24 protein-coding genes and 1 pseudogene are annotated in these 26,272 nt (G+C 44.6%); 17 read left to right on the top strand and 8 right to left on the bottom strand.

The window, feature by feature from the left end:
• The first annotated feature begins 22 nt into the window (after window positions 1–22).
• Window positions 23–577, top strand: a complete 555-nt coding sequence (locus tag MUK70_RS19330; RefSeq protein ID WP_234654659.1) for a hypothetical protein — start codon at window positions 23–25, stop codon at window positions 575–577.
• 2 nt (window positions 578–579) lie between these two features.
• Here the strand turns inward: MUK70_RS19330 and MUK70_RS19335 are convergent, their stop codons facing one another.
• Window positions 580–990: a Fur family transcriptional regulator gene (locus tag MUK70_RS19335; RefSeq protein ID WP_234654661.1), complete on the bottom strand. Its 411-nt coding sequence runs from the start codon at window positions 988–990 to the stop codon at window positions 580–582.
• Between the two features lie 217 nt (window positions 991–1,207).
• Between MUK70_RS19335 and MUK70_RS19340 the strand changes: the two genes are divergently transcribed.
• Complete coding sequence (locus tag MUK70_RS19340; RefSeq protein WP_234654663.1) at window positions 1,208–1,600, top strand: MerC domain-containing protein; 393 nt, start codon at window positions 1,208–1,210, stop codon at window positions 1,598–1,600.
• A 3-nt stretch (window positions 1,601–1,603) separates the two neighbouring features.
• On the opposite strand, the gene MUK70_RS19345 is transcribed toward MUK70_RS19340, so the two are convergent.
• The gene (locus tag MUK70_RS19345; protein WP_234654665.1) at window positions 1,604–2,818 is read right to left on the bottom strand and encodes a serine hydrolase; all 1,215 of its coding nucleotides are present in this window, start codon (window positions 2,816–2,818) and stop codon (window positions 1,604–1,606) included.
• Window positions 2,819–2,969: 151 nt separating this feature from the next.
• Here MUK70_RS19345 and MUK70_RS19350 point away from each other — a divergent pair, with 151 nt between their 5' ends.
• Window positions 2,970–4,688, top strand: coding sequence for an IlvD/Edd family dehydratase (locus MUK70_RS19350; RefSeq protein WP_234654667.1), 1,719 nt, complete (start codon window positions 2,970–2,972; stop codon window positions 4,686–4,688).
• 43 nt (window positions 4,689–4,731) lie between these two features.
• Window positions 4,732–5,526, top strand: a complete 795-nt coding sequence (locus MUK70_RS19355; protein ID WP_234607652.1) for an SDR family NAD(P)-dependent oxidoreductase — start codon at window positions 4,732–4,734, stop codon at window positions 5,524–5,526.
• 2 nt (window positions 5,527–5,528) lie between these two features.
• On the opposite strand, the gene MUK70_RS19360 is transcribed toward MUK70_RS19355, so the two are convergent.
• The 4 genes from MUK70_RS19360 to MUK70_RS19375 form a co-directional block, all read right to left on the bottom strand.
• Window positions 5,529–6,245, bottom strand: coding sequence for a hypothetical protein (locus MUK70_RS19360; RefSeq protein ID WP_234607653.1), 717 nt, complete (start codon window positions 6,243–6,245; stop codon window positions 5,529–5,531).
• 72 nt (window positions 6,246–6,317) lie between these two features.
• Window positions 6,318–6,902 carry a gliding motility lipoprotein GldD gene (gene gldD, locus MUK70_RS19365; protein WP_234654669.1) on the bottom strand — a complete coding sequence of 195 codons (585 nt, stop codon included), beginning with the start codon at window positions 6,900–6,902 and terminating at the stop codon, window positions 6,318–6,320.
• 138 nt (window positions 6,903–7,040) lie between these two features.
• On the bottom strand, window positions 7,041–8,879 hold the full coding sequence (gene glmS / locus MUK70_RS19370) for a glutamine--fructose-6-phosphate transaminase (isomerizing) (protein WP_234607655.1): 1,839 nt from the start codon (window positions 8,877–8,879) through the stop codon (window positions 7,041–7,043).
• Window positions 8,880–9,102: 223 nt separating this feature from the next.
• A complete protein-coding gene (locus MUK70_RS19375; protein ID WP_234607656.1) occupies window positions 9,103–9,909 on the bottom strand; it encodes a glycogen/starch synthase in 807 nt (268 codons plus the stop codon).
• Window positions 9,910–10,116: 207 nt separating this feature from the next.
• On the opposite strand from MUK70_RS19375, the gene panC reads away from it, so the two are divergent.
• Complete coding sequence (gene panC / locus MUK70_RS19380; RefSeq protein WP_234654670.1) at window positions 10,117–10,959, top strand: pantoate--beta-alanine ligase; 843 nt, start codon at window positions 10,117–10,119, stop codon at window positions 10,957–10,959.
• 51 nt (window positions 10,960–11,010) lie between these two features.
• Here panC and MUK70_RS19385 read toward each other — a convergent pair whose 3' ends face one another.
• Window positions 11,011–12,483, bottom strand: coding sequence for a Gfo/Idh/MocA family protein (locus MUK70_RS19385; protein ID WP_234607658.1), 1,473 nt, complete (start codon window positions 12,481–12,483; stop codon window positions 11,011–11,013).
• A 192-nt stretch (window positions 12,484–12,675) separates the two neighbouring features.
• On the opposite strand from MUK70_RS19385, the gene panD reads away from it, so the two are divergent.
• The 4 genes and pseudogenes from panD to MUK70_RS19405 all read left to right on the top strand — a co-directional run bounded on the left by panD (window position 12,676) and on the right by MUK70_RS19405 (window position 15,365).
• Window positions 12,676–13,026, top strand: coding sequence for an aspartate 1-decarboxylase (gene panD / locus MUK70_RS19390; protein ID WP_233847671.1), 351 nt, complete (start codon window positions 12,676–12,678; stop codon window positions 13,024–13,026).
• Window positions 13,027–13,065: 39 nt separating this feature from the next.
• Complete coding sequence (locus MUK70_RS19395) at window positions 13,066–14,103, top strand: lysylphosphatidylglycerol synthase transmembrane domain-containing protein (RefSeq protein WP_234607659.1); 1,038 nt, start codon at window positions 13,066–13,068, stop codon at window positions 14,101–14,103.
• An 82-nt stretch (window positions 14,104–14,185) separates the two neighbouring features.
• Window positions 14,186–14,676, top strand: a pseudogene (gene rfaE2, locus MUK70_RS19400) (D-glycero-beta-D-manno-heptose 1-phosphate adenylyltransferase).
• A gap of 8 nt (window positions 14,677–14,684) precedes the next feature.
• Window positions 14,685–15,365 carry a zinc metallopeptidase gene (locus tag MUK70_RS19405; RefSeq protein WP_234607661.1) on the top strand — a complete coding sequence of 227 codons (681 nt, stop codon included), beginning with the start codon at window positions 14,685–14,687 and terminating at the stop codon, window positions 15,363–15,365.
• A 144-nt stretch (window positions 15,366–15,509) separates the two neighbouring features.
• Here MUK70_RS19405 and MUK70_RS19410 read toward each other — a convergent pair whose 3' ends face one another.
• Entirely contained in the window at window positions 15,510–16,679 is a 1,170-nt protein-coding gene (locus tag MUK70_RS19410; protein WP_234654674.1) for an FG-GAP repeat domain-containing protein, read from the bottom strand.
• A gap of 159 nt (window positions 16,680–16,838) precedes the next feature.
• On the opposite strand from MUK70_RS19410, the gene gcvT reads away from it, so the two are divergent.
• The 8 genes from gcvT (at window position 16,839) to MUK70_RS19445 (ending at window position 26,268) form a co-directional block, all read left to right on the top strand.
• On the top strand, window positions 16,839–17,921 hold the full coding sequence (gene gcvT, locus MUK70_RS19415) for a glycine cleavage system aminomethyltransferase GcvT (protein WP_234654675.1): 1,083 nt from the start codon (window positions 16,839–16,841) through the stop codon (window positions 17,919–17,921).
• Between the two features lie 40 nt (window positions 17,922–17,961).
• On the top strand, window positions 17,962–18,672 hold the full coding sequence (locus MUK70_RS19420; protein WP_234607664.1) for a 2-phosphosulfolactate phosphatase: 711 nt from the start codon (window positions 17,962–17,964) through the stop codon (window positions 18,670–18,672).
• 60 nt (window positions 18,673–18,732) lie between these two features.
• Entirely contained in the window at window positions 18,733–20,694 is a 1,962-nt protein-coding gene (locus MUK70_RS19425) for a hypothetical protein (RefSeq protein WP_234654677.1), read from the top strand.
• A gap of 39 nt (window positions 20,695–20,733) precedes the next feature.
• The gene (locus MUK70_RS19430) at window positions 20,734–22,551 is read left to right on the top strand and encodes a PorZ beta-propeller-like domain-containing protein (protein WP_234654679.1); all 1,818 of its coding nucleotides are present in this window, start codon (window positions 20,734–20,736) and stop codon (window positions 22,549–22,551) included.
• Between the two features lie 53 nt (window positions 22,552–22,604).
• A complete protein-coding gene (locus MUK70_RS19435) occupies window positions 22,605–23,246 on the top strand; it encodes a uridine kinase family protein (RefSeq protein ID WP_234607667.1) in 642 nt (213 codons plus the stop codon).
• 55 nt (window positions 23,247–23,301) lie between these two features.
• Window positions 23,302–24,009, top strand: a complete 708-nt coding sequence (locus MUK70_RS19440; RefSeq protein ID WP_234654681.1) for a hypothetical protein — start codon at window positions 23,302–23,304, stop codon at window positions 24,007–24,009.
• Between the two features lie 129 nt (window positions 24,010–24,138).
• Window positions 24,139–24,288 carry a lasso RiPP family leader peptide-containing protein gene (locus MUK70_RS31195; RefSeq protein WP_234611514.1) on the top strand — a complete coding sequence of 50 codons (150 nt, stop codon included), beginning with the start codon at window positions 24,139–24,141 and terminating at the stop codon, window positions 24,286–24,288.
• Between the two features lie 24 nt (window positions 24,289–24,312).
• Entirely contained in the window at window positions 24,313–26,268 is a 1,956-nt protein-coding gene (locus tag MUK70_RS19445; RefSeq protein WP_234654683.1) for an asparagine synthase-related protein, read from the top strand.
• Window positions 26,269–26,272: the final 4 nt, after the last annotated feature.

Below are 26,272 nucleotides of genomic sequence, written 5' to 3' on the forward strand. Positions count from 1 at the left end.
AATTACATAAATACACCTGAATATGAAAATGACCCGCAAGATTTCCTGGACATTACTTTTGGCTGCGGCAGTGTCTTTCACGCAATGTAAAGACGCCGGTGACGATGTTCAGATCGATGACGAAAACGAACTGATTACCTCGGTAACGTTGAAATTTACTGAGGAGGGAACAAATAACACGACTTCATTTTCTTACAAAGATGCGGACGGAGATGGTGGAAATGCGCCTGCAAGGTTTGATACCATTGCATTAAAACCCAACAAAACGTACACATTGGCCATCGAGCTGTTGGACGAAAGCAAAACACCGGCAAGCAATATTACAGACGAAGTTGCGGAAGAATCGGATGAACATTTATTTGTGTACACCCCTGCTCCATCCACTTTGCTGACTTACACGTATGGTGATAAAGATGCGAATAATTACGTGATCGGATTAACCGGGAAAGCCGTGACTACGGTGGCGGGAACAGGAACATTGAAAGTTCGGCTGCGCCATCAGCCTGGTACAAAAAACGGCACGCCAAGTCCTGGCAGTGATGACGTAAATCTGGATTTCATTCTGAAAGTGCAGTAAAATTAACCGCACTTGGGACAAACGCCCTGGATCAGTAGATTGAATTTTTCGGGCTGGTAACCATTAGGCAATTGAACAGCAGGAATGTGCAGATTCTCAAGACAATTGGTTTCTCCACATTCACTGCATTTAAAGTGGATATGGTCGTGGTGATGCTTTTCTTCTGAACAATTGTGCGAGCATAATGCATAACGTAAGCCCTCATCATCCAGCACTTTGTGGATAATGCCTTTTTCAAGAAAGGTTTTTAATGTGCGGTAAATGGTTACCCGGTCGTAATTTTCGCCCAGCGCGCCTTCCAGGTCACCGTGAGATAATGCATTTTTTTTATTTATAAATGTCGAAAGCACATCTTCACGGCATGTGGTCGTCCTCAAATGATGCCCTTTCAATGTTTCTCTTAACTGATCCATTGTTTCCAATAGTTTGATTTTTTTTCCGGGTTCTGAAATAAATTCCGGTATGCTTTTTATAAAACCTTTCCCGTCAAAGTTAAGTTCTAACCAGAACATTTTCAAAGGCTATTTGATCAATACGGAAAAGGATGTCGTCACTTACCTGAAAATAATTGTGCAACTTTGTTGCAAGTGATTCGGGATAGGCTTATTTTTGCAACATTATTGTAATAGAATGAAAGCAGAACACTCACATAGCAAAGCAGATTATATCGGAATCCTGGGTTCGGTGTTATGCATTGTGCATTGCCTGTTGATGCCGGCCCTGGCATTTGGCACGACAATGACCGCGCATCACGACCATGCAGGGCTGATTTCACTTGATTATCTGTTTATTCTGATCAACGGGGTTGCCGTTTATTTTGCAACCAAAAACCATAAATCAGTTGCTGTAAGGGCGATTTTATGGGGATCATTGGCGCTGTTCTCAGTTTCCCTGATTTTTGAAGCGGCTCATCCGGCTTTTATCTGGCTCGGTTACATTGGGTCTGCGTTGCTGATCATTGGTCATTTACTAAATCTCTACATCTGCCAGATCGCTCCTAAGATGAAGTGGAAGGTTTCTTAACTTTCATTTGTCGTATTCTACTTCAAAACGGCTTAAATCCGGTCTGTTCGGCCTTTTACGATTGAGCTCATATTCAAAAATGGTCTTGCCCAAATCGGCCATAAACGGAAAACCTATTTTTTCGTAATCGTATTTATTGTCGTTGAAGACTTCGTCCTCATTGCAGTAAATCACCGCAGTTAGCATAAACTCAATTCCCTTTTCAAAATCGGCGATATAAGCGTTGTCCAGAAGGAAGCCGTACGCGTCACCGACTTTATTGAAAAGGCGAATGTGCCTGGGTAACCGCGTTTTAGTAGCGCCAAATAGCAAAAACTTGGCATATCCATCGTAGTAATCGTCGGTATAATGTTCCGGAAAGCTGGTTTCGACAGGAAATTGGGACATATACTGATACATAAACCGGTAATCCTCCGCTGTGAGGTCAAAACGCTGGCTGGCAGGCACCTGATCAGGAAAAAACAGCGTTTTCAGCAGTCGGTGCTGATCTTCCAGTGCGAAGTAGTTTTTGCTCGAAAAATCAAAGGGCTCATTGACCAGCTCGTTGTCCTTCATGAAGCCTTTGCCTTTTAAGATAGGCTCAGGAGATTTTAATTCCTTTGCCGCATATTTAGCAGGTTGTTCCAGAATTACTTTCCCATCTTTCTCAAACCGGACAGGGTTCGTGTAACGGTTGTTTTCCGGCCCGATCGGCGATTCCAGGCGATGCGTGATCCGCACATTGGTGAAACCTTTTTTCCGTAACGAATCATTAAATTCTTCCTGTCCAATAAATTCGTATAACCTGTTAAATGCGTCATTATCGCTTACCAACAGAATTTTTTTGGCGTAATGCGCAACCGATGGGAGTCCATTTTCGGCAGTGGAATCTTTGTTAACAGATATTTGCTCCGGCCGGTCCGAGCCGGTAAACATAGGCGTATTCTTGTCAATGCCCAGCTTGTTCAATTTTTCGAATGCCAGTGCAACGGCAGGGAGCTTAACGGTGCTTGCAGGGTAAAAATACTGCGCACTGTTCACATGGTAGCGATGTGTGGTAAACTGCGGCTCATTCTTACGGTTTCTGTCAATCTTGGTATACAGAATCTGGATCTGGTATTTATCCGGGTCTTTGAGCACTTCGGCAAACCGTTCGGGATGCTTTTTCAGTAGTTTTTCAATAAAATTATCAGCCTGAAATTGAGCGAGGGAAGGCAATGCAACTAATGATAAAAGCAAGTGTAGCAACAATTTATAACCTCTTAACAAAATCATGGAAGTCCTCGGGCACGTGTAAAACGAAGATACAATATTTATTTTAAAGGGTTACTTGAATTATATTTTACTGGTAGCAGCCTTTACATATTTGAATGTAAACAATGGCGAAATAATGGAAGAAAATAAATTGCGCAGCCGCGGATGGTTCGGAAAGTCTGGTAAGGATGGATTTATATACAGGGCCTGGATGAAAAATCAGGGCTACCCTGCGGATGAATTTGAAGGACGGCCGGTGATCGGTATCTGTAATACATTTTCTGAGTTAACGCCGTGTAACGGGCATTTCCGGGAACTCGCAGAATCGGTTAAGCGCGGCGTTTGGGAAGCCGGCGGCTTCCCGCTTGAATTTCCGGTAATGTCCCTGGGCGAAACATTAATGAAGCCCACAGCTATGCTTTTCCGCAATCTGGCAAGTATGGATGTGGAAGAATCGATCCGCGCAAACCCGGTTGACGGCGTTGTGCTGCTGTGTGGTTGTGACAAAACCACGCCATCGCTTGTCATGGGCGCAGCCAGCGTGGACATTCCTACGATTGTAGTCTCCGGCGGACCTATGTTGACTGGGCGTTACAGAGGCAAAAGCATCGGCACAAGCGACATCTGGCGTTTCAGCGAACTGCACCGGAAAGGTGACCTCTCACAGGACGAGTTTGCTACAGCCGAAGCTTGCATGTGCCGGAGCAACGGACACTGCGCCGTAATGGGAACTGCTTCCACAATGGCCTGTATGGTCGAGTCGCTGGGCTTGACATTGCCTGAAAATGCTGCTATTCCCGCTGCGGATTCGCGCAGAAAAGTGCTCGCACAACTTTCAGGGCGCAGGATTGTGCAGATGGTGCACGATGATCTTCGCCTTTCTCAAATACTAACAAAAGAGGCTTTTGAAAACGCTATTATGCTGAATGCGGCGATTGGCGGCTCCACAAATTTCGTGATTCACCTGCTGGCCATTGCAGGAAGAATCGGCGTGGATCTTTCATTGGATCATTTCAACGACCTTTGTGCCAAAGTGCCCCTGCTGCTCAATTTGCAGCCTTCCGGAGGCTATTTTATGGAGGATTTCTATTATGCCGGCGGATTGCCTGTCGTGATCAAGGAAATGCTGTCTCTATTGCACCCCAATGTGATTACGGCAAATGGTAAAACAATGGCAGAAAATTGCAGCACAGCCGAATGCTTCGATCCGGAAGTGATTGGGACGCTGGCAGAGCCGGTTAAAGACCTCACCGGGCTGGCTGTTGTACGTGGTAACCTTTGCATCAACGGAGCGGTTATCAAACCTTCCGCATCATTGAAACCGGAATTAATGCAGCACCGTGGACGAGCAATTGTCTTTGAAGACATTGACGATTACAAAGCGCGCTTGGATGATCCGGACCTGGATGTGGATGAAAATAGTGTTTTGGTCCTTAAAAACGTAGGGCCGAAAGGTTATCCGGGGATGCCTGAAGTAGGAAATATGTCGCTGCCAAAAAAATTACTGGCTCAGGGCGTGATAGATATGGTGCGGATTTCGGATGGCCGCATGAGCGGAACGGGATTTGGAACAGTTGTTTTGCACATTTCCCCGGAAGCAGCCGTGGGCGGAACGCTCGCGTTGGTGAGAGACGGCGATTACATTGTGCTCGACGTAGAAAACCGGAAACTTCACCTTGAAGTATCTGATGAAGAGCTGGAAGAGCGCAGCAAATCATGGAAACCGCTGGATCTGGGTTATAACAGGGGTTATGTGAACTTACATATCAACCATGTAATGCAAGCCCATGAAGGCGCAGATCTCGATTTTCTAAAAGGAGGATCAGGCGACAAAGTAACAAGAGATTCGCATTAAAGTAAAGGCTGTTTCGAGAGCCTTCCCAAATGATAAAATTGTAATGAACAGCCAATTATTTGATAATCAGGTAGCGATTGTAACCGGTGCCGGACAGGGAATCGGTTTTGAGATAGCGAAACAACTTGCGTCTCAGGGAGCTTGCGTGATCCTGAATGACTTTGATGAAGACCTTGCCAAAGAGGCCGCCCGGAAAATTCGCGATCTGGAAGGAGAATGCGTTGCGTTTGCAGGCGATGCTTCAAAAATTGAAGTGATTGAAGGAATGACCGAGGAGGCTGTTAAATGTTTTGGTAAGCTGTCCATTGTGGTTGCAAATGCAGGCATTACGCTTTTCGGAGACTTTTTCACCTATCCCGAAGAGAATCTGAGAAAGGTCCTGGAAGTAAATCTAATGGGTTCCTTTTTATTGACACAAGCAGCAGCGCGTCAAATGCGCGCACAAAAAACGGGCGGCAGAATATTGCTGATGTCGTCCGTAGTAGGGCATCAGGCGCACCAGTTTCTGGCCGCCTATGCCATGACAAAAGCTGGGCTGGAAATGTTGGCGAAAAACCTTGTATTGGAATTGTCTCCGCACGGCATCACCATTAATACCGTGGCACCAGGGGCAACGCTCACTGAGAGAACATTGGCCGAAGATCCGACTTATCCCAAGATGTGGTCTGCAATTACGCCGATGGGGCGTCCTGCTATTTGTGAGGACATTGCAAATGCCGCATTATTCCTCCTGTCCCCGCATTCCGGGCACATTACCGGGCAAAGCCTTGTGGTCGATGGTGGCTGGACGTCGGTAAGTCCCCTACCCGACCTGAGCAATCTGAGTGTGAAAAATTGAGACTAGTCCTCCATTCCCTGGGAGAAGAGCTGTGCTTCCAGGTCATCAATGTTGCCATCTTGTGACACAAAAAGCTCACGCGGTTTTGAAGAAGCAACAGGAACAACCGTCATGAACGTCCGGTATTGATCATCGCTGATAATTTTCAAAGCCAGTGCCCTTTTCAGCACCATAGGAAATGGCACCTTGAAAAAATTGGCGATATCAGAAGCCAAAAATGCCGGAATTTTTGAGATATCATTTCTAAAAAAGCTTTCTACTTCTTCAAAAGGAAGCAATGCTTCAAATATTAGTTGCTCCGAACGCGCGGCGAGTGATGTTGTGCTGGAATATAGCGTTTGTAACCCTAGGGAAACCGTTAGCAAGTGAATATGGTAATTACGCTCATTTATTTCCGAAGCAGCATTAACGAACACCCATCCCTTCTGACGATAAATGGCTGAAAAGCCTTTGAACTTTGGGTCAACATGATGAAGCTGTGCAATTTTGATACCCTCAGGATAAGGCAATTTGTGACCAATCTGGTGAACAATGTCCTGTGCATAGGAAATGTCGGCAACAGCGCCGGCAGGCTCAATCATCCAATCTCCATTCACCAATCCTTCAAAAAGCTCATCAGCCAGACGCTGACTTTCTACCTGACCAAGATGTAGGACAATCCTGTTACCACGTACCGAAAAATCGAGAAGTAGCTGGTTCTTTGGTTGCTTTTTACCCATAGTGTTTGGAAGTTGAGGTCAGAACTTCAAAGATACAGCCTTGCGCATTCCGCAGCAAAGTCTTTAGGCTATTTATCTCCAGTCCAATGTGTTCAAAAGCTGGATCATGTCCTTTTGCAGATAATCGATGACAGGTGCCAGCGAATCATTTTTTGTGGCCGTCGGGAAGTAAATGGCGCCTCGCATAAAGTGTTTTGTACTGTCAGTGGTATAAAATTGGTATGGACTTGGCACGTCACCTTCAATCTTGAAAAGAATTGCTGTTTTACCTGTTTTACTCATAACCCGCTGTTCCTGAATGGCAGAAGCGCGGATCTGGTGTTTGCTGGCGAGCTTATAAGAGTCGTCGATATAAGATTTTAGCAGCGCTGGATTATTGCCAATTTCCTTGTAGGTAATTTGAATATTGGCTTTAAACTGAGGATAATTGATAAAAATCCAATCCTTACCAGCTGTACGAAAAGTGTCGGGTAAGGCCTCCGCGAATTTGGAAATCTCAAAAGTGTATGGATGCGGTTGCGTCAGTTTCTGATAAGCGTGTGGCGGCAGATCCAAGCGGTTAAACCCTTTTGGCTTGGGCACATAACGCTCCTCTTTTTTACTACATGACGCCAATACAATCCAAATGAGAGAGAAAAGCAGTATTTTTTTCAACATTGAAATGATCTCTTTTAAAAACCGGTCGCGCAAACTTAACGAAAACTGCATTACATTATTTCTTGCCGGGGTTGGCACAAAAATAAAAGCGAAACTGCCTTCGGGCAATTTCGCTTTTTAGCTTAACTATCTGAAAAACTATTCAACCGTTACGGATTTCGCGAGATTCCGCGGCTGATCTACATTTCGTCCGCGCATAACAGCAATGTAGTAAGACAACAGTTGCAAAGGAATCACAGAAACAAGTGGCGTCAGCAATTCATGGACCTTGGGAACCTCGATCACAAAATCAATCATGCCGGGAATAAGCGTATCACCCTCAGTAACAATGCCAATAACCCTCCCCTTTCTCGCTTTTACTTCCTGAATGTTGGAAACGATCTTTTCGTAAGAACCATCTTTGGTTGCCAAAAAAACCACCGGCATATCCTCATCAATCAGCGCAATGGGCCCGTGCTTCATTTCTGCTGCGGGGTAACCTTCCGCGTGGATGTACGAAATCTCCTTCAATTTAAGAGCCCCTTCCAGTGCGACAGGGAAATTTAGTCCTCTTCCGAGATAAATAAAGTTGCGTGCATAGGTGAAAATAAATGCTATTTCCTTGATCTTATCTGCGTTTTCGAACACTTTTTCCACCTTTGCAGGAATGGTTTCGAGTTCAATGAGCAGTTGGCGATAAGTTTCTTCCGAAATGGTGCCCTTACGTTTTGCAGTCGCAATAGCGATCAGCGTAAGGACCGTCACTTGTGCGGTAAACGCCTTCGTACTCGCAACCCCGATCTCAGGACCAGCGTGCGTATAAGCGCCTGCATGTGTTGCACGGGCGATAGACGAACCCACAACATTACAAACGCCGAATATGGTGGCTCCTTTGGACTTGGCAAGTTCGATAGCGGCCAGTGTATCAGCCGTTTCGCCAGATTGCGAAATGGCGATCACAACGTCCTTTTCATTAATAACCGGATTACGATAACGGAATTCGGAAGCGTATTCCACCTCAACATTAACCCGGGCAAGTTCTTCAAAAATATATTCCGCCACAAGCCCGGCATGCCAGGAAGTTCCGCAGCCTACGATCACGATCCGATCAGATTCGGCCAGTTTATCGAGATAATTGCTCAATCCGCCGAGTTGTAAATGTCCATCATCCGCGCGCAACCTTCCGCGCATGCTGTCGGCGATGGAACGGGGTTGCTCGAAAATTTCTTTGATCATAAAATGGTCGTAACCACCCTTTTCGATGGTTTCAAGCTCCATTTCCAGTTTCTGAATGTAAGGGATCGTTTCCGTATTATCCAGATTTTGAATACTTAACCGGCCCTCGCTGATCACAGCAACCTCATAATCATCCAGATAAACAACGTCTTTTGTGTATTCAATAATGGGTGTAGCGTCGGAAGCGAAGAAAAATTCGCCTTCGCCAATGCCGATCACAAGCGGGCTTCCTTTTCTTGCTGCAATGAGCTGGCCCGGATTATCTACGGACATCACCACAATCGCATAAGCGCCCACAACCTCTTTCAGCGCAAGTTTGACCGCAGATTCAAGGGAACCGCCCGTTTCTTGCTGAATATCTTCAATAAAATGAATCAACACTTCGGTATCTGTGTCACTCAGAAACTTGTGGCCTTTTGAGACCAAGTTTTGTTTAATGGACGCATAGTTTTCAATGATGCCATTGTGGATAATGGAAAGTCTGCGGTTATTGGAATAATGTGGGTGTGCATTCACATCATTGGGTTCGCCGTGGGTTGCCCAGCGCGTGTGCCCGATGCCTATTGTAGCAGTGAGGTGTTTCGTAGCAAGCTCGCTTTCAAGGTCAGAAACCTTTCCCTTCTTCTTATAAATATCCAATTTCTCATTTTCCAGCAACGCGATTCCGGAACTGTCGTAACCACGATATTCCAGTCTTTTCAGACCTTTTAAAATTAAAGGATATGCCTCTCTGTTTCCTACGTAAGCTACAATTCCACACATATTTTGTTAAATTAGATTGAGTGTATGTTGATCAATTCCTGCAAATAAATAGCAATCAGCCCTGCCTAACAAGCTAAACTTTAATTAATTACTCAAAATTGTACAATTTCGTCGAAGTGCTCGAACACACCGTTTAAATGAATTTCGTTGAAAATGTTGATAAGGCAAAAAAAATGGCGACCCATACAGGTCGCCATCTCTTATTCAATGAATCTATCTGTGATCAGCTCATTAGATCAGTATACAAATTGTAATATGATTCTGAGAACTTCTCGTCCTGCTCATCAAGCTCAACCCGCTTAGGCGCGTTGTTGAAAATCTGGTTCAGACTTTCGCTGCAATGATCGTCCGCCTTCAAAACTGCGTCCGCATATGCACAGCCGATCTTTACAAATCCTTCAAAATCAGCAGAGCGCAAATGAGCCAAAGCTTCATCGCTTACATCCATTGCTTTTGCTTTGTTATGCAAATCAGCGTCGAATTTGTAGTCAAAAGCATTATTATGAACTGTAAATACACTTTTCGTATCCTTAAACATAGGATCATTGCGATAAGTGGTTTTCAAGTACATAGGAATCAAGGCAGTCATCCAGTCGTTGCAATGCACTACGTCAGGTGCCCAACCCAATTTTTTTACTGTTTCCAGCACACCTTTGCAGAAAAAAATTGCACGCTCATCATTGTCATCGTAAAAGTTGTTCTCCTTATCGAAGAATACGGATTTACGATGAAAATAATCATCATTATCAATAAAATATACTTGCAGCTTTGCATTAGGGATGGAAGCAACTTTAATGATCAATGGCTTCTCTTCATCTCCTACGGTAATATTTATTCCTGACAATCGAACTACTTCATGAAGCCTGTTTTTGCGTTCATTGATAAGACCAAAACGGGGAACAAGAATTCTAATTTCTGCACCGCGTTCCTGCATTGCCTGGGGAAGTCTTCTAACGTAATCGGCAACATCAGTGGTTTGGAGGAAAGGGTTGATTTCACTGGCTACATACAAAATTCGTAGTTTCTCCATAGATGTTATTAGCAGTTTGTGAAAAAAAGTTTTGCAAAATTATACAAAAAAAATGGCAAAATCAAAAAATATTCCAAACTAAATGTCATATTGCGCCCAGTTTGGGAATTCCCATTCCAAATTTTTTTCATCGCCTCTCAGTTGCCGGACCCAATATTAAAAAGCAACAGTTACGGTTTGATTACTCCCTCTGATTTCACTTTTTCAATGGAAGTATTTACTTCAATCAAAGGCCTGCGCAGTTTCCTCGATCAACAGCTTTTACAACAAAAAACCGTCGGCCTCATACCCACCATGGGCGCGTTGCATGAAGGCCACATTTCACTTGTTGATGCATCCATTAAACAGAATGATGTAACGGTCAGCAGCATTTTCGTTAATCCAACTCAGTTTAATAACCCGGAAGACCTTTTAAAATATCCACGAACTTTGGCCGAAGATTGCGCCATGCTCGAAAAGGCAGGATGTACAGCGGTTTTTGCGCCGTCCGTGGAAGAAATGTATCCCGAAAAATCTTCCTTGGTTATCAATTTTGGTACGCTGGAAAGCGTGATGGAGGGCGCTTCAAGACCAGGGCATTTCAATGGTGTCGGCATTGTAGTTTCAAAGCTCTTCCACATTGTCAGCCCGCACCGCGCATATTTCGGTCAAAAGGATTTACAGCAAGTTTCAATTATCCAAAGACTGGTCGCAGATCTGGCATTTAATCTCGAACTCATCGTTTGCCCGACCATTAGAGAAACCGATGGTTTGGCCATGTCATCCCGCAACCGCAGGCTTAATGATGCAGAGCGCAACATTGCTCCGCATATTTACAGGATCCTTGAAGATGCAAAAAAGGATTTGGTAGCCGGAATAAATGTTAAAGAGGTCATTGCAGCTGCAACCCATGCATTCAGCACTATTCCGGAATTTACACTCGATTATTTTGAAGTGGTAGATGTCAAGACTTTGCAGCCTATATCGGAAATTGGATCGGCTGGGACAAATGCTATTTGTGTGGCTGCTTTTTTAGGACCAGTTAGGTTAATCGATAATGTTGTTTTTTGAGTGAACAGACTTTCCAAGTCTTGGAGACTTGGAAAGTCTAAACGTTCATTCCTACGACAACTTCCAATCTCCTCTATACTTCCTCTTCACAAACTGATTCGCTTCATCAAAATTGGTAATTTTCATATTATTACCATCCCAAAGCAGTTTCTTACGACCTGGATAATCAAATCCTTTGCCATCTGCTTTTGCAGTGCGGAGGTTGTAACTACGGATTCCGAGGTTACCCATGATTACGGTTTCGGTCAAAGGTCCTGCGTAGTCGAATGATGAGGTTAATGCTTTGTGTTCTTTGCTGTTGAAACCTGCTTTGCAAGCGTCTGTCCAGGAAACGTGGTGGCCGAATTCTGGCATTGGAGTGTATTTATTGCCAAAATCTCCTTGCTTGTATTCGAGCTTCGTGCCGTCGTTCAGGTAAACTTTTGGGTTAATTCCGTAAGTTCCGCAAGTCATAACTCCCTTTTGACCGATTAACAAAACACCATTGCTGCTGTCTGGCTCTCCTAGCGGATCATTTGCAGGAATAATTTCCGGATGGAAAGGACGTAGACCGCCATCGTGCCAGGTTAATGTTACCTCGGACTTGTTAACCTTGTTAGCAGGGAATTTCAATTGTACACGTGATGATGGGGGGCATCCTTCAGGAATGTATTCGGGTGTCCAGTCTTTAATAAAAACTTGCCCTACGCTGCACTCCAATTCGGTTGGATAACCCAATCCTAATGTGCGGAAAGCGGGGTCGATCAGGTGGCAGCCCATATCGCCTAATGCGCCGGTTCCGAAATTCCACCAGCCTCTCCATTTGAACGGGTGCCATGCCGGGTTATAGTCAACCCATTCGGCAGATCCTACCCAAAGTTCCCAATCGATGTCAGCAGGAACAGGGAATTTTTCCGTTGGAACCGGAATTCCTTGCGGCCAAACCGGACGGTTTGTCCAAACGTGCGCCTCATGCACATTGCCGATCAAGCCTTTTGTAAACCATTCTTTCATCTGGGTTTGCGCAGGGTTAGAAGCGCCCTGGTTTCCCATCTGCGTAACCACTTTGTATTTACGCGCTGCCTCTGTAAGCATTCGTGCCTCGTAAATGTCATGCGTCAATGGCTTTTGTACATACACGTGCTTGCCGCGCTGCATGGCTGCCATTGCTATAATGGCGTGCATATGATCTGTTGTCGAAACGGTTACGGCATCGATGTCCTTTTCCATTTCGTCAAACATTTTTCTGAAATCCTTGTATTTCTTAGCATCAGGATGCAGCTCGAAATTCTTTTTCGCCTGCCCCCAATCCACGTCGCAAAGCGCAACAAGGTTTTCCGCACCCTTATTCCAGGCATTATTTGTATCGGAAAACCCTTTTCCACCAACGCCTACTCCCGCAATGTTCAATTTATCGCTCGGTGCTACGAAGCCTTTGCCCAGCACATGGCGCGGGACGATAAAGAAACTTCCAATCGCAGCCGCCGTCGTTTTTTGCAAAAACTCCCGGCGCTTCACATCCTTCGGTTTATTTTCTGAACTCATCTGATTTGATCGTAAAAAGATAAAGTGGATAATATTGTTTAAAGCATACTTGTCATGATAATTACTTACAACCGCATCATTTGTGACCGGGAACCGTAACCATAACGGGGATGTTTTGAAGGCTGTATATTATTCCCTTAACTTTGGGGTGAATAAGGACATTCATAAATTTCCGACTTACGTTACCTGGTAATGCAAATAACACTCATGAAATCGAAGATTCACCGGGTTAAGGTGACTCAGGCAGAGTTGAATTACGTAGGCAGCATCACTATCGACGAAGACTTGATCGATGCCGCCGGACTGGTTGAAAATGAACAGGTTCACATTGTTAATAATAACAACGGAGAACGCTTTGTGACTTACGTGATCAAAGGTGAAAGAGGTTCCGGGATGATTTGCTTGAATGGTGCAGCGGCGAGAAGGGTTCAGATCGGTGACATTATCATTATCATTGCATATGGCTCCATGAGCCAGGAAGAGGCCAAAACATTCAAGCCAATGATCGTTTTTCCGGATCATAATAATCATCTTGTGGTCTAACTTCTTATCTTGACAGGTTCGCAAAATTTATAATCAGCTATGAAAAGCGCTTTACGTTACACCATTTCGCTTGCGCTTGCAGGCGGCCTGATCTGGTTTGTCTTTAAGGACATTAACTTCGCAGAAATGCTCGACAGGTTTGTCAAATCCGATTGGCGGTGGATTGCGTTATCCTGCGTTTTATTACTTGCTGCGCACATTACAAGAGCCTGGCGCTGGGGTATGCTGATGGAGCCGCTGGGCCACAAACCCGGACTTTTTAACAGCTCAATTTCTGTCTTAACCGGTTATTTTGCCAATTATATTGTGCCAAGAATGGGCGAAGTAACGCGTTGCGGAACATTATACCGGCTCGAACGCATTCCTGTAAATCTGAGTTTTGGAACGGTCGTAGCGGAACGTATATTCGATGTCCTGATATTATTGGTAATGATCGGACTGAACTTCATTCTTGAATTCGACCGGCTCAGCACTTTTTTTACTGATTTTTTTCAAAGCAAGGTTTCCGGGGGGGCAGGCGGTGGTTCGGGCAGCGGGATGTTGCTTGGTATACTCATCGCTTTAATGCTTGTCGTCGTTATAGGTGCAATTATTATTTTTAAGAATGTAGCACTGAGGGATAAAATCCAGCAAAATGCATTGGTACAAAAAGTAGTAGGCTTCGGTAAGGGAATGCTGGATGGTTTTTTAAGCATTCGTAAACTCAGGAGTCCGGGTTTGTTTATTCTCAGCACCATTGCGATCTGGGTCTTCTATTATTTCGTTTCCTACGTCCTGTTTTTCTGCATCCCCGAGACGTCCGATCTTGGACCCCTGGCAGGGCTTACATTACTGGTTGTTGGAGCGATCGGCATGACGGCACCAACACAGGGCGGCATTGGTGCATATCATTTGCTGGTTGGTAATGTGATGATCTTGTACGGATTATCTCAAAACGACGGCATTACATTGGCCACATTCATTCATGGCGCTCAAATGATTTTTATGCTGATCATCGGCGCACTGGCATTCCTATACGTTTTGGTCCAAAACAAAAAATCGGTTGCTGAAAACAGTCAGGTTCCTATTGAAAATTAATTGCCGTTGTGTAGTCCGGTCATATCAAATCACCGTATGATACCGTATTAATAGTAATGAAATCCTAACACCGATTTATCGCATGAACCTTACCGAAAGCAAGATTTTAAGACTAGAAGAAGCCATTCCAACCGTTGAAGACTGGCAGCGCGCCGGACAAAAAGTGGTTTTCACAAATGGCTGCTTCGATATTGTGCATTTGGGTCACATTGATTATTTGGAAAAGGCGCGTGCATTAGGCGACCGATTGGTTCTAGGTCTGAACACAGATGCTTCGGTAAGCAGGCTTAAAGGACCGCTTCGTCCGGTTGTAAATGAATATGCAAGAGCAAGATTGATGGCCGCATTATCCTTCATTGATGCTGTCATTTTGTTCGACGAACCGACGCCTAGTCAGTTGATTGAAGCGGTAAAACCTGACATTTTGGTCAAAGGAGACGATTATACCGTTGAAACTATAGCTGCTGCGCGGATTTTGTTTTAGGTAAAGGAGGTGAGGTAAAAACGATCGCTCTCGTACAGGGTTACTCGACTACCGCGCTGATTGAGAAAATAAAACAAGGATATAAATAACGTAAACTATGGCTGGTGCATATGTGATTGGTATTTTGGTGATGCTCATTAGCCTTTATGTGCAATGGCGTCTCAAAAGGAAGTTTGAAGAATATTCACAAGTTGGACTGAGCAATGGCATGAGCGGAAAAGAAATCGCTGAAACCATGCTTCGTGAAAGTGGAATTTATGACGTAAGAGTGTTATCCGTTGAGGGACGCCTTACCGACCATTATAATCCTCAGGATAAAACAGTTAACCTGAGCCCGGATGTATATCATGGACGAAGCGTGTCGGCAGCAGCTGTTGCTTCCCACGAATGCGGGCATGCGGTGCAGCATGCAACTGCGTATAAATGGTTACAGTTCAGATCGCAAATGGTGCCTTTTTTAAGCATTGCATCTAGTTATATGCAGTGGATTATCTTGGGTGGAATTGTATTACTAAACACAACACCGATTCCCCTGATGGTTGGTGTCGCTTTGTTTGCAGCAACAACATTGTTCAGTTTCATTACATTGCCAGTTGAATATGATGCAAGCAACAGAGCGCTGGCATGGATTCAGAAAAACAGGATTGTGAACGAAAGAGAATACATTATGTCTGCCGATGCGCTTAAATGGGCCGCCAGGACTTATCTGGTTGCAGCCATCGGTTCTCTTGCAACATTGCTTTATTATGTAAGCTTGTTGATGGGACGGAGAGATTAAGACCTTGTAGGCTTGTCCCTGTCAGCCTGAGCGGAGTCGAAGGCACGTGCATGACGCCTTGACAAGTAACGTGCCTTCGACTCCGCTCAGGCTGACAAGAAATAAAAAGGGCTGAGAAACATTGTTTCTCAGCCCTTTTTATTTCTACTTCTTCTTTTGATTCCAATACACAACCACATTGTGCGTCGCCCGGCCTGACGCCACAATGTCCAGGTCGCCGTCCCCGTCCAAATCCGCTGCTGCTATATCTTCGCAGGCGATCTTGATTTTATCATCCAGCGCATATTCCTGCCACTTTTTGCCTTCCGGATCGGAGCCTACGTAAATTCGGACGCCGGTTTCCCCGGTAACATTAGGATTACGCCAGCCCATTACCACCTGATCGCGGCCCTGTCCGAAGAAATCGGCGCATACCAATGCGTGACCTTCCTTTATTTTATCTGTCAAAACTGTACGGTTATCTTTTGAGTAAACAACCAGGTTTGTGCCGTGCATAGGCTCGATGGTGGCTGTAAACAATTGATTTTTACCTAAACTTCCTGTTCTGATCTCTCCTACTCCTGTTTGCGGCACCATCCATGTTCCCGACGGGGCCCATCCGTCTGCACCGTCTAAAAACACCTGCACGCCTTCTTTTCCTGCGATAGCAAGACCAAGCATTCTGCCTGGCACTTCCATGGATTGCATGTTATGTGTCATATGCATGCCGGTTTCCACCAGGTCGTAACCCCAGATGCCCGTCTTTTTTTCCGGAACATCAAACACAATCAGCTTAACACCAGCTCCTTCACCTCCCGTATTGCCTTCGCCATGCAACGGAAGCACGGCAAGCTGGAAATCCCCATCTGCCTTTTTCACCCATTGCATTCTATGGATTGTTACTTCATGATGCAAGCGGACCGGCTCCCAAAGCTGCGTCCGGTCATTTGGAGCAGACAAATAATAGACTGCACCGGATTGTTTTAAATTTTTTGTTTCCGACGGATTCCACTGTGCGCCGACCGCCACCTCGACTTTCCCGTCCCCATCGATATCACGGGCTGCTATGCACACATTGTCTTGCTCTGTAAGATCTCTTGCAATTACATTGCGCGTCCACTTTTCGGCCTTTTTTCCCGGATTTTTATACCAAACAATCTCCTTTTTATCTGCAAGCAAAATATCCGGTTTCCCGTCTCCATCCACGTCTCCAGAGGTTACGCCATAGCCTATACTAATTTTATCATCAATAACTTCCCCCACAAAAGTCGCCGTCTGAGCAACCGTTTCTGTTGCGATCAGTGTAAGGGCAAAAAGAAATAATTTTTTATTCATAGTCCTGGTTTCAGGGCGATCGCCCCGCTAATTATTTAAGCACATTTTTTCACAATATACTTCAAAAAGTACACAGCAGCATTCGAAAGAAGACTTTTTTGTGTGGCTTTGATCGGCTTTGCCTACTTTTGTAAATTATTGTGAACCAATTTACCTTTCATGAAAACCGTCCCTTTACATCAGGTCCATATTGATTTGGGTGCCAAAATGGTCCCGTTTGCAGGTTTTGAAATGCCTGTACGCTATTCCTCGGATCTGGACGAACACCACACTGTAAGAAATAACGTGGGCGTTTTTGACGTCTCTCATATGGGGGAATTCAGCATTAAAGGTCCCAAAGCGCTTGATCTGATTCAAAAAGTAACTTCAAATGATGCTTCGGCTTTGTTTGACGGAAAAGTTCAGTACAGCTATCTGCCCAACGGAAGAGGCGGTGTTGTGGATGATTTATTGGTGTATCGATTAAAAGAGGACGAATATTTCCTGGTTGTAAACGCTTCCAATATAGATAAGGACTGGAACTGGATCCAAAGCCACAATACAGAAGGCGTTGCGATGGAAAATCTTTCTGATGACCTATGCCTTTTTGCTGTTCAGGGTCCTAATGCGACGCCTACATTACAAAAGCTCACTTCCGTTGATCTTGATGCGATGGATTATTATACATTCAAAATCAGCGAAATGGCTGGGATTTCGGATGTGATAATTTCAGCAACAGGTTATACAGGGGCAGGCGGATTTGAAATATATGTTAAAAACGCAGACGCAGTCAAAATGTGGGAAGCCATATTTGCCGCCGGAGCGGAATTTGGAATCAAACCAGTCGGACTAGGCGCCCGCGACACATTACGGCTTGAAAAAGGTTTCTGCCTGTACGGAAACGATATTGATGACAGCACTTCGCCGTTGGAAGCTGGCTTAGGCTGGGTTACCAAATTCACCAAAGATTTTATTGACGCAGAAGAACTCAAAGCACAGAAAGAAGCTGGCTTGGAGAAGAAACTGGTTGGCTTTGAAATGATCGACAGAGGAATTCCACGCGGACACTATGAATTGTGCGATGCAGCTGGCGCTAAATTGGGAAAAGTGACTTCGGGCACACAATCGCCCACATTGCAAAAAGGAATCGGCATGGGCTACGTCCCTACCTCATTCGCTAAGCCTGAGACGGAAATTTTCGTCAAAGTCCGTGACAGATTATTAAAAGCGAAAGTTGTTAAGCTTCCTTTTGTAAAAAACTAATTATCTCCCCAAATCCAATCCATAGTATCGATTTCATTTTATGAAACAACTTGATGTTTGCCTTACACCCGACCTGCTTCATTTACACAAACTGGATAATTCAATCGTAGTCGTAGCAGACATTTTCAGGGCTACTTCCTGCATGGTAACCGGCCTCGCTTATGGTGTTAAGAGCATTACACCCGTTGCCAGCATTGAAGAATGTAAGTTTTTACAAGACAAGGGTTTCATCGCAGCAGCGGAGCGCGATGCGCGTAAAGTGGAAGGCTTTGATCTGGATAATTCGCCTTTCAGTTACATGAATGAGCGGCTGATCGGTTCGCAAATTGCAATGACTACCACCAACGGAACGTTATCCATTTCCAAAGCGAAAGCCTCGGCGGTTAAAGTAATGATCGGCTCTTTCTTAAATTTAGGTGCATTAGCGAATCATTTGCGTTCAGAGCCTTATGACATTCTGGTGCTTTGCGCGGGCTGGAAAGGCAGGCCAAACCTGGAAGACACGCTATTTGCAGGTGCACTTGCAGACGCGTTGAAAGATCAGTTTATGCTTTTAGAAGATGGCACATTAATGGCACAGCGATTGTATGATCAGAGCCGCGATAATTTGCTGGCGAGCGTTTCCAATTCGTCCCACGTGCGCAGGTTGCAGCGTTTGGGAATCCAGAAAGATATATCTTATTGTTTACAGAAAGACCTTTATGATATCGTGCCGGTTTTGCGCGGAAGCACTTTGGTAGCAATGAATTAAGTTTAAAATACTAATCAATTTTACATGTTCAGATTCGTCTTTATTATTTTTTGTGGGTTAATGATTTTTTCAAATCAAGCCAACGCCCAGCGAAGAACAGGTTCACCGAAAAGACAAATTCTTGCTCCAAAGAAAAAGGCCCCGGCAGCTCCCCGGCCAGCTGTAACGCCCAAGGCAGACACCACCGTGGCTCCCCAGGCAACGCAGGCGGCACCCGTGACAGTGCCTACGACCGACACAACGGCAGTGCGCGACACCATTATCACCCCGGACAGCAGCAACATTGAAATTTCTTCGGACACGCTTACCGAAAAAGAAGCGGAAGAACGGCTCGCTAAAACTGAACCGGCCGCGGACAGCGTAAAATCCTTCAAAATCATTATTGACGATATTTCTTACTTGTCCGTGTGCCCTGGAACAACCATTAATATTCCATTTAAAACGGTTGGTCCTTACGACGAGGGCAACACATTCATTGCGCACCTGATTGAGGCAAACGGAAAATCGGTTCCTATATCATTGCCTGTCAGCAAAAGTCCTGTTAAGGCTGTCATTCCTTCTTATAAAATAGGTGGCGAGGTTTACCGGATACAAATTGTAAGTTCCATACCGGTCGTCAGGAGCCAGGAAGTGCCTATCCGGTTATTGCAAAATGCAAGCGCCAGGCTAGAAGTCATTGATGGGACGCAGTCGGTGCGCATTATGCCAGGTCAGGAAGTTAATTTAAAAGTGAATTTTACTGGCGCAGCGCCGTGGTCATTTTTAATTTCGGATAGCACAGTTGTTTATCAGACATTGTCCAACCCACATTACCTGACGGTAAGACCGAAAGATGTAAAGGCTTATAAATTATTGGGCGTTGCTAATGCCTGTGGCAGCGGAATGGTTTCCGGGGAAGCGATCGTAAATGTTAACAACAATCCCGAACCGAAACTGGAACTAAAGGAAGTGGAGAAAATCGCAAAGCTTTGCAGCGGCATTCCATTCCAGGTTCCGTTCAATGCAACGGGGAAATATAAGGAAGGGAATAAATTTGTTGTTCAGATTGCAGAACGGACTGGCGCTTTTAAAACCATTTCCACACCGGATACAACCGGCTACATTACGACGCAGATCCCAACAAATTATAAACCAGGCGAATACAAACTCCGTGTCGTTTCTTCGGCTCCTTATCTGGTGAGCCAAACAACTAATGTCACCATCGTTTCGCCCACAGTTACTACATTACAAAGGGATTCTTTGAGATTAGGAGAAAATGAAACAGGCGAATTGACTGTGAAATTTACCGGTGGCGGGCCGTGGTTTGTGCTGCTTTCTGACGGAACTTACGAGAATAACATTCAGGAATCAGCTTATAAAATTAAGGTTAAGCCTGTTTTTGACACCAATTATCAGATCACTTCCGCGGGCGGTTTGTGCGGGGTTGGGAAATTCTCAGGTGCTGCAAAAGTTTCGGTTAAAAGTCCTCCTGCCAGCATTACACTGGAAAAATTGCCGCAAAATATGGTTTGCGCCGGTTCGACCATTGAAATACCCTACAAAACAGAAGGCCGTTATAATCCCAATAACAAGTTCTCCGTGCAAATTACCGATAAATCGGGCCGGTTTGTGAGCTTGCCAACAACGGTTACCCCTACCGCAATGAAAGTGAAAATCAGTAATGCAGCACAGGGTGACACCATCCGAACACAAAAAATCAGGATCATTTCTTCATCTCCGGCCGTATCAAGCGCCATTGAAGAATTGGACGTCATTGCACCGGACAAGGCCGTGGGAGAAGTTTCCGGCAAAGGCACAATTACTCCGGGAAGGACGACGCGCATTCAGCTGAAATTCAAGAACGGTTTGCCGCCCTGGTCTTTCACATTATCGGACGGAACCGCCATCAACGGAACATTCCTGAACCCTTATCTCATTTCCGTTTCACCTGCAACGAGCACAGAATACACGATCAGCTCACTAAAAAGCGGCTGCGGCACCGGTACAGGCAAAGGTTCGGCATTAGTAACGGTTTCCAATTAAAATGCAAAAGGCAGCTTATCGCCGTAAAAGCAAGTGATCATGAAGCGGCTGGTTTTGTTTGTGCTTCTTTGCGGCGCCCTATCTCGGATGAGTTTGGGGCAAAATGTGGCATTGGGCCAGTGGGAAACCCATTTCAGTTATCTATCCGGAAAGCACGTTGTTCAGGTTAATGATCACATTTTTTGTGCCTCGCACAATGGTCTTTTCAGCATTAATACTGCCGATAAACAGATTAAAACCTGGTCAAAATCGGATGGGCTCACCAGCACTGGGATTAGCAGCATGGCTTTTGATCACGAGCAAAACCTTTTGCTTTTAGCTTACAGGGACGGCAACGTGGATCTCGTTTATCTGGATCAATCCACTCAAAAAGAAGAGATCATCAATTGGCCCGTATTTTCCCAAAACCCCGACTTACCTGACAATAAAGACATTAAGCGCATCATTTTCCACAAAAATCTGGCTTACCTCTGCACCGGTTTTGGCATTGTTGTTTTGGATACTAAAAATCAGCAGGTTGATGAAACTTATCGTTATATAGGAACAAATGGAACGCAGGTTTCGGTCAGTGACATTGCCTTTGCTTCGGACTCGCTTTTTGCGGTAACGTCACAGGGAATGCTTGCAACTTCCATGTCGCCAGCTGTTAACCGCCAGTATTTTGCCAATTGGAAAACCATCGTTACACCGGCAAAAGCTGTGGCCGTTGCGGCGAATGCTTCTCAGCTTTATATAGGTTGTGCAGGTAAGGGATTGTATTTAAAAGAAAACGGAAACTGGAAATCCGTCTTATCATCGGGCAGTCAAACTTATTTTATATCTGCATCAGAAAGCGGGCTTACGGTCACATTGGATGACAGGGTCATTTTATTTGACAAAAAAAACGAAGCAGAGACATTCACAAGCCCTTTGTTTAAATCCCCGAAGGAAGCCGTTTATACAAATAGTGAACAACTTTGGGTTGCTGATGCACAAAATGGTTTGCTCCATCATGAAGGTCAAGCATTCCGATCTTTTACACCATTACAAGCTGACACCACCATTGCTAACAAAAAAGACTCTGTCATCACGGATTTAAACGGAGTAACCTGGACGCGGCTTCCTGACTATTTAGGTGGAGGGATTTTGGTTAAAAATGCGCAGAATCAGCAGCGCATTCTTTCAACCAACCTCGGAAATGGCAGTTTGCCTTCCTCGATTATCAACAGCCTGGCCATTGATGCGGATGGATACATTTGGTTCGCCAGCGATAAAGGCGTTGGCTATTTTGTCGCCGATGATATTCTGAATGCGGCCAGGGTGGATGCAGTTCTGCCAATTTACGGTCAGAGAAGGCTTTTCGCCAACGAAAAATGCACCGCCCTTGCCATTGAGCCTGGCAATCGGAAATGGATCGGGACGCGAAATGGCTTGTATCTTTTTAATGCTGATGGCACCGAATTGGTCCAAAAATTTACTGCGGCAGATAGTCCGTTGTCCTCAGATGCGATCACTGCATTGGAATTTGAGTCAGAAAGGGGCGTTTTGTTTGTTGATACACCCAATGGGATGGTGTCATACAGGAGCGATGCAACAACCTCAGCTGAGAATTTTTCGAATGTTAAAATTTTTCCAAATCCGGTCCATCCTGGCTATGGCGGGACGATTGGCATAACAGGTTTAATGCGTGAATCCGTTGTAAAGATCACCGAACTTTCAGGCCGACTAATCTATGAAACAAAATCACAGGGTGGAACCGCCTCCTGGAACTTGAATGATTACACGGGTAAGCGTGCCAAAGGAGGAATTTATATGGTCCTTGTGGTGACCGCCGAAGGCAACGAAAAATTTGCCGGAAAGCTGGCGGTTATTGATTAAACTACTTAGAACAGAACTGCGATTTACGCACCCGTAAATCTATAAACCTAACTATGACAACCCCAGAATTTGCACCCTATATTGTAGGCATTACCGGCGGAAGCGCTTCGGGCAAGACATTCTTCATGAAAAGTCTGATCGATTCGTTTGAGAAAGAAGAAATTACCCGGATTTCACAGGACAATTATTACCGCCCCATTCATGAAATTCCAAGAGATGAGAACGGCGTGGAGAATTTCGACCTTCCAGAAACCATTGATCACCATTTATTTGCGGAACACATTGCTGTATTGCGGGCCGGCCGGGAAGTGCATCAAAAAGAATATACATTCAACAATCCGCTGATCAAACCGGAGATTCTGGTCTTCGAACCGAGGCCTATTATTATCGTCGAAGGCATTTTCGTTTTCTATTTCCCCGAAATCGCGAGGTTGATCGATTTAAAGATTTTTGTTGATGCCAAAGAGCATGTTAAAATAAAAAGGAGAATTATTCGTGATAATAATGAACGCGGATATGACCTTGACGACGTGCTCTATCGCTGGGAACATCATGTGGCGCCAACCTATGACAAATTCATATTGCCACTTCGTTCCGAAGCCGATATGATCATCAACAACAACACCCGCTTCGACACGGGCCTGGAAGTCCTGAAAGGATTTTTGAAAGGAAAATTGGCGGAGCGGAAAATCTGAAAGCTTTTGTTATTTTTACATTATATATACCTTTTACAATATCCTTCTTAATTCGATGAGAAATTTTACACACATTATCAGAACAGGCTTTTTTTCACTCTTTGCGATAAGTCTGATCCTTTCATGCAAGCGTGATCGCACCGAACCTGTCGATTCCAATAATTATTATCCTTTGGAAGTCGGGCGGTTTCTAGTTTATGACGTGAAAGAAGAAGTTTATTCAGCCGGACAGGCAAATCCTGTAAAAAAGAGCTGGCAGGAGAAAGACGAGGTCGACAGGGTTTCAACCGATGAAAAAGGAATCCCTACTTACACGATTTCCAGGTCAAGAAGAAATACTGCAACGGAATATTGGCAGAAAGAAAAGGAATTTACAGTGCAAAAATATCCGGACAAGCTGCTGACCAACATTGATAACCAGACATTCTTTTCACTGGCCTTACCGGTTGATCCCAAAGTGAAATGGAACGGAAACAGCTATAACAATCTGGATGCGCAAAATTATCATTATGAAGATTTGAACAAGCCGGTCACGGTTGGAAGCCAATCTTTCGATAAAGCCATGGTGGTTGTTGAGAGGAAGGACACCTCGATCATTAACCGGTACATTGGCATCAAGCATTATGGCTTGGGAGTGGGTTTGATTTCCGATGATCAAACCGCATTTGAATTGTGCCAGAATGACGATTGCATCGGCTCTGGCAAGATTGAATCCGGGAAGCACAGGAGCAGAATTATTGTAGAATTCGGTAAACGTTTATAGTATATTTTAAGCGTCCCGACAAATATTAAACCTGTTTTTTTCAAATTCAATGATTTTAAAGTTTGGAAGTTAAAATTATCTGACTAAATTTACGCCGGATACTGGTATTAATCACATAACTAATTCAAAATGAAAACAGTGAATTCGCACTCTACACAGACAAAAAAGTCTTATCGCAAACCAACCTTAAACAGGTTCGGAAACGTTGCTAAATTGACTAAAGGAAAATTAGGCAGCGCCGCAGATCTTGGCCCTACGTTTGATTTCGACGGACTTTGATCTGAGATTAAACAACTTCCCCTGGTGATTATCGAAGGTGTAGTTAGTTTTGAGAATCTTCGGTACACAATTACAGAAGGCGGAACTAATGACACTATTACCTGGGAAAATGGATGGTTTTCATCCTCGACATTAACCCCTAATACGAAGCTGCAGCATGTCTTCGCATTAGGGGTTAATTTTTTAGGTGAGCGAGAGCCGGAATATTTAAATAAAGCATACGCCAGAAATCCAGGAGTCTTTCATTTCGACCCTCATTTCCAAGAGCCTGATTCAGAAACAGATCTCGGCAATTTTGGAGCCTGGTTTGACGAGACTTGCCAGACGCTTTACTTATCCAGGGATATTTTTGGTGTTATCCCTACTTACTACCTTCATGTTCCGCGCTCATTTGTCGCCTTTTCGACCAGCTTGGTGTCTTTGCTTAAAATGCCGATCTGTCGATCGTATTTGCAGCTAAATACCGACAGAATCATTTCCTACTCCCGTTTTCGGGGTGACCAATCTGGAAGTTATTCTTCTGATACTTTTTTTAAAAACATTAAGACTGTCCTTCCGGGGCATACTATTTCGATTTCTCCGGACGATGTTACAATCAGGCGCTTTGCCAGCTTCGATCCTGATAAATGGAGCCATTTACATTCGGTAGAAGAATTCGGACAAGCCTTTAAAGATCTTTTTTTTAAATCTGTTCAACTAACCATTGGCCAGAGCGAAGAGACAGTTGGCTCGCACCTGAGTGGCGGAATGGACTCTTCTTCCATCAGTGCTGTCGCAAAGTCAATCGACCCGGCGCTTGCATTGCATACGCTGTATCTGGATACTAAAACAAAATATTCAGATGAGATTCAATTTGCTAGTGAAGTCGCAGAAAAAATCGGTTCCATACACCACGAGGTGCCTCCGTCACATGAAGATTTTGAAGTTATATCCCGCTACACATCAGCTTATGGACATCCGGAATGTATGGTCATAAGCCCTTCTTCACAGGGAAGTCTGATGGAATTTGCGAGTCAGCTCGGATGTAAGATCTTATTGATAGGCCATGATGGTGACTCCGTCGTAGGAAGCGGTCTCGAAAAGTTGACAAAAGCATATTTTGAGAGAGATTGGCATGAGCTTAAAGCGCTCATCGTGAAAAGAGCTCAATATGCGTCTATGAACCGTGTAATTCCCCAATGGGCGACTCTTGCCGCTGCCGAGAAAATAAAACAATACACGAAGCATTTGATTGTCAGCAAGTTTTTTGAGCAAATAAAAAGGCTCAAACCTTTTGATATGGTCAAGCTTCTTGTTGAATCGTCAAGAGAAATGGATGTTTCATTGTGGCACTTTTTTGCGACAGGGCTGAAAAGGCTTTGGAAAAAGCTCATCAAAACCAAAATGCTTGAAGGGACGATTTTAAAGCAGGAATTTGCAACGGCCCATGTTGCCAAACGGGAAAATCTGGCAGACCTACTCAGAGGTGATTTACCTCTAAAATATAAGGTATGGTTCGACGATGTTTTCAATGGTCAGACCATTATCGCCAGTGAGCAATTTTTTGCACTTGGAAATCATTATGGCCTGGAAAATCGATTCCCTTTCTACGACAAGGATTTGTTTGAACTATGCATTTCCGTTCCTATGGAGATAAAATTCGGCAGAGGCATTGGTCGTGAGCATTTCAGAGAGGCAATGAAAGGTTTACTGCCGGAGACAGTGAGGAGCAGGCCCAATAAGGCTAATTTCAGCATCTATGGAAGAGAAGCTGCCCTTCGTTTGTACCATCAGTCTAAGGAGCTTATGGACGACCACGGCAATCTTGTCTGGAACTTTATAGATCAACAGAAATACATTGAATCAGCAAAGATTTTAATTGATCCTGCCGCTTCCGAGTCCAATCACACATTGTCACAATTCCATGTAACGCGCGCCATCTCGCTGGCCATATGGTTTGACTGGCTGAAAAAGAACGATTTACTTCCCACGACATCTTAGCAAC

It is taken from the genome of Dyadobacter chenwenxiniae (genome assembly GCF_022869785.1).
Taxonomy (GTDB): domain Bacteria; phylum Bacteroidota; class Bacteroidia; order Cytophagales; family Spirosomataceae; genus Dyadobacter; species Dyadobacter chenwenxiniae.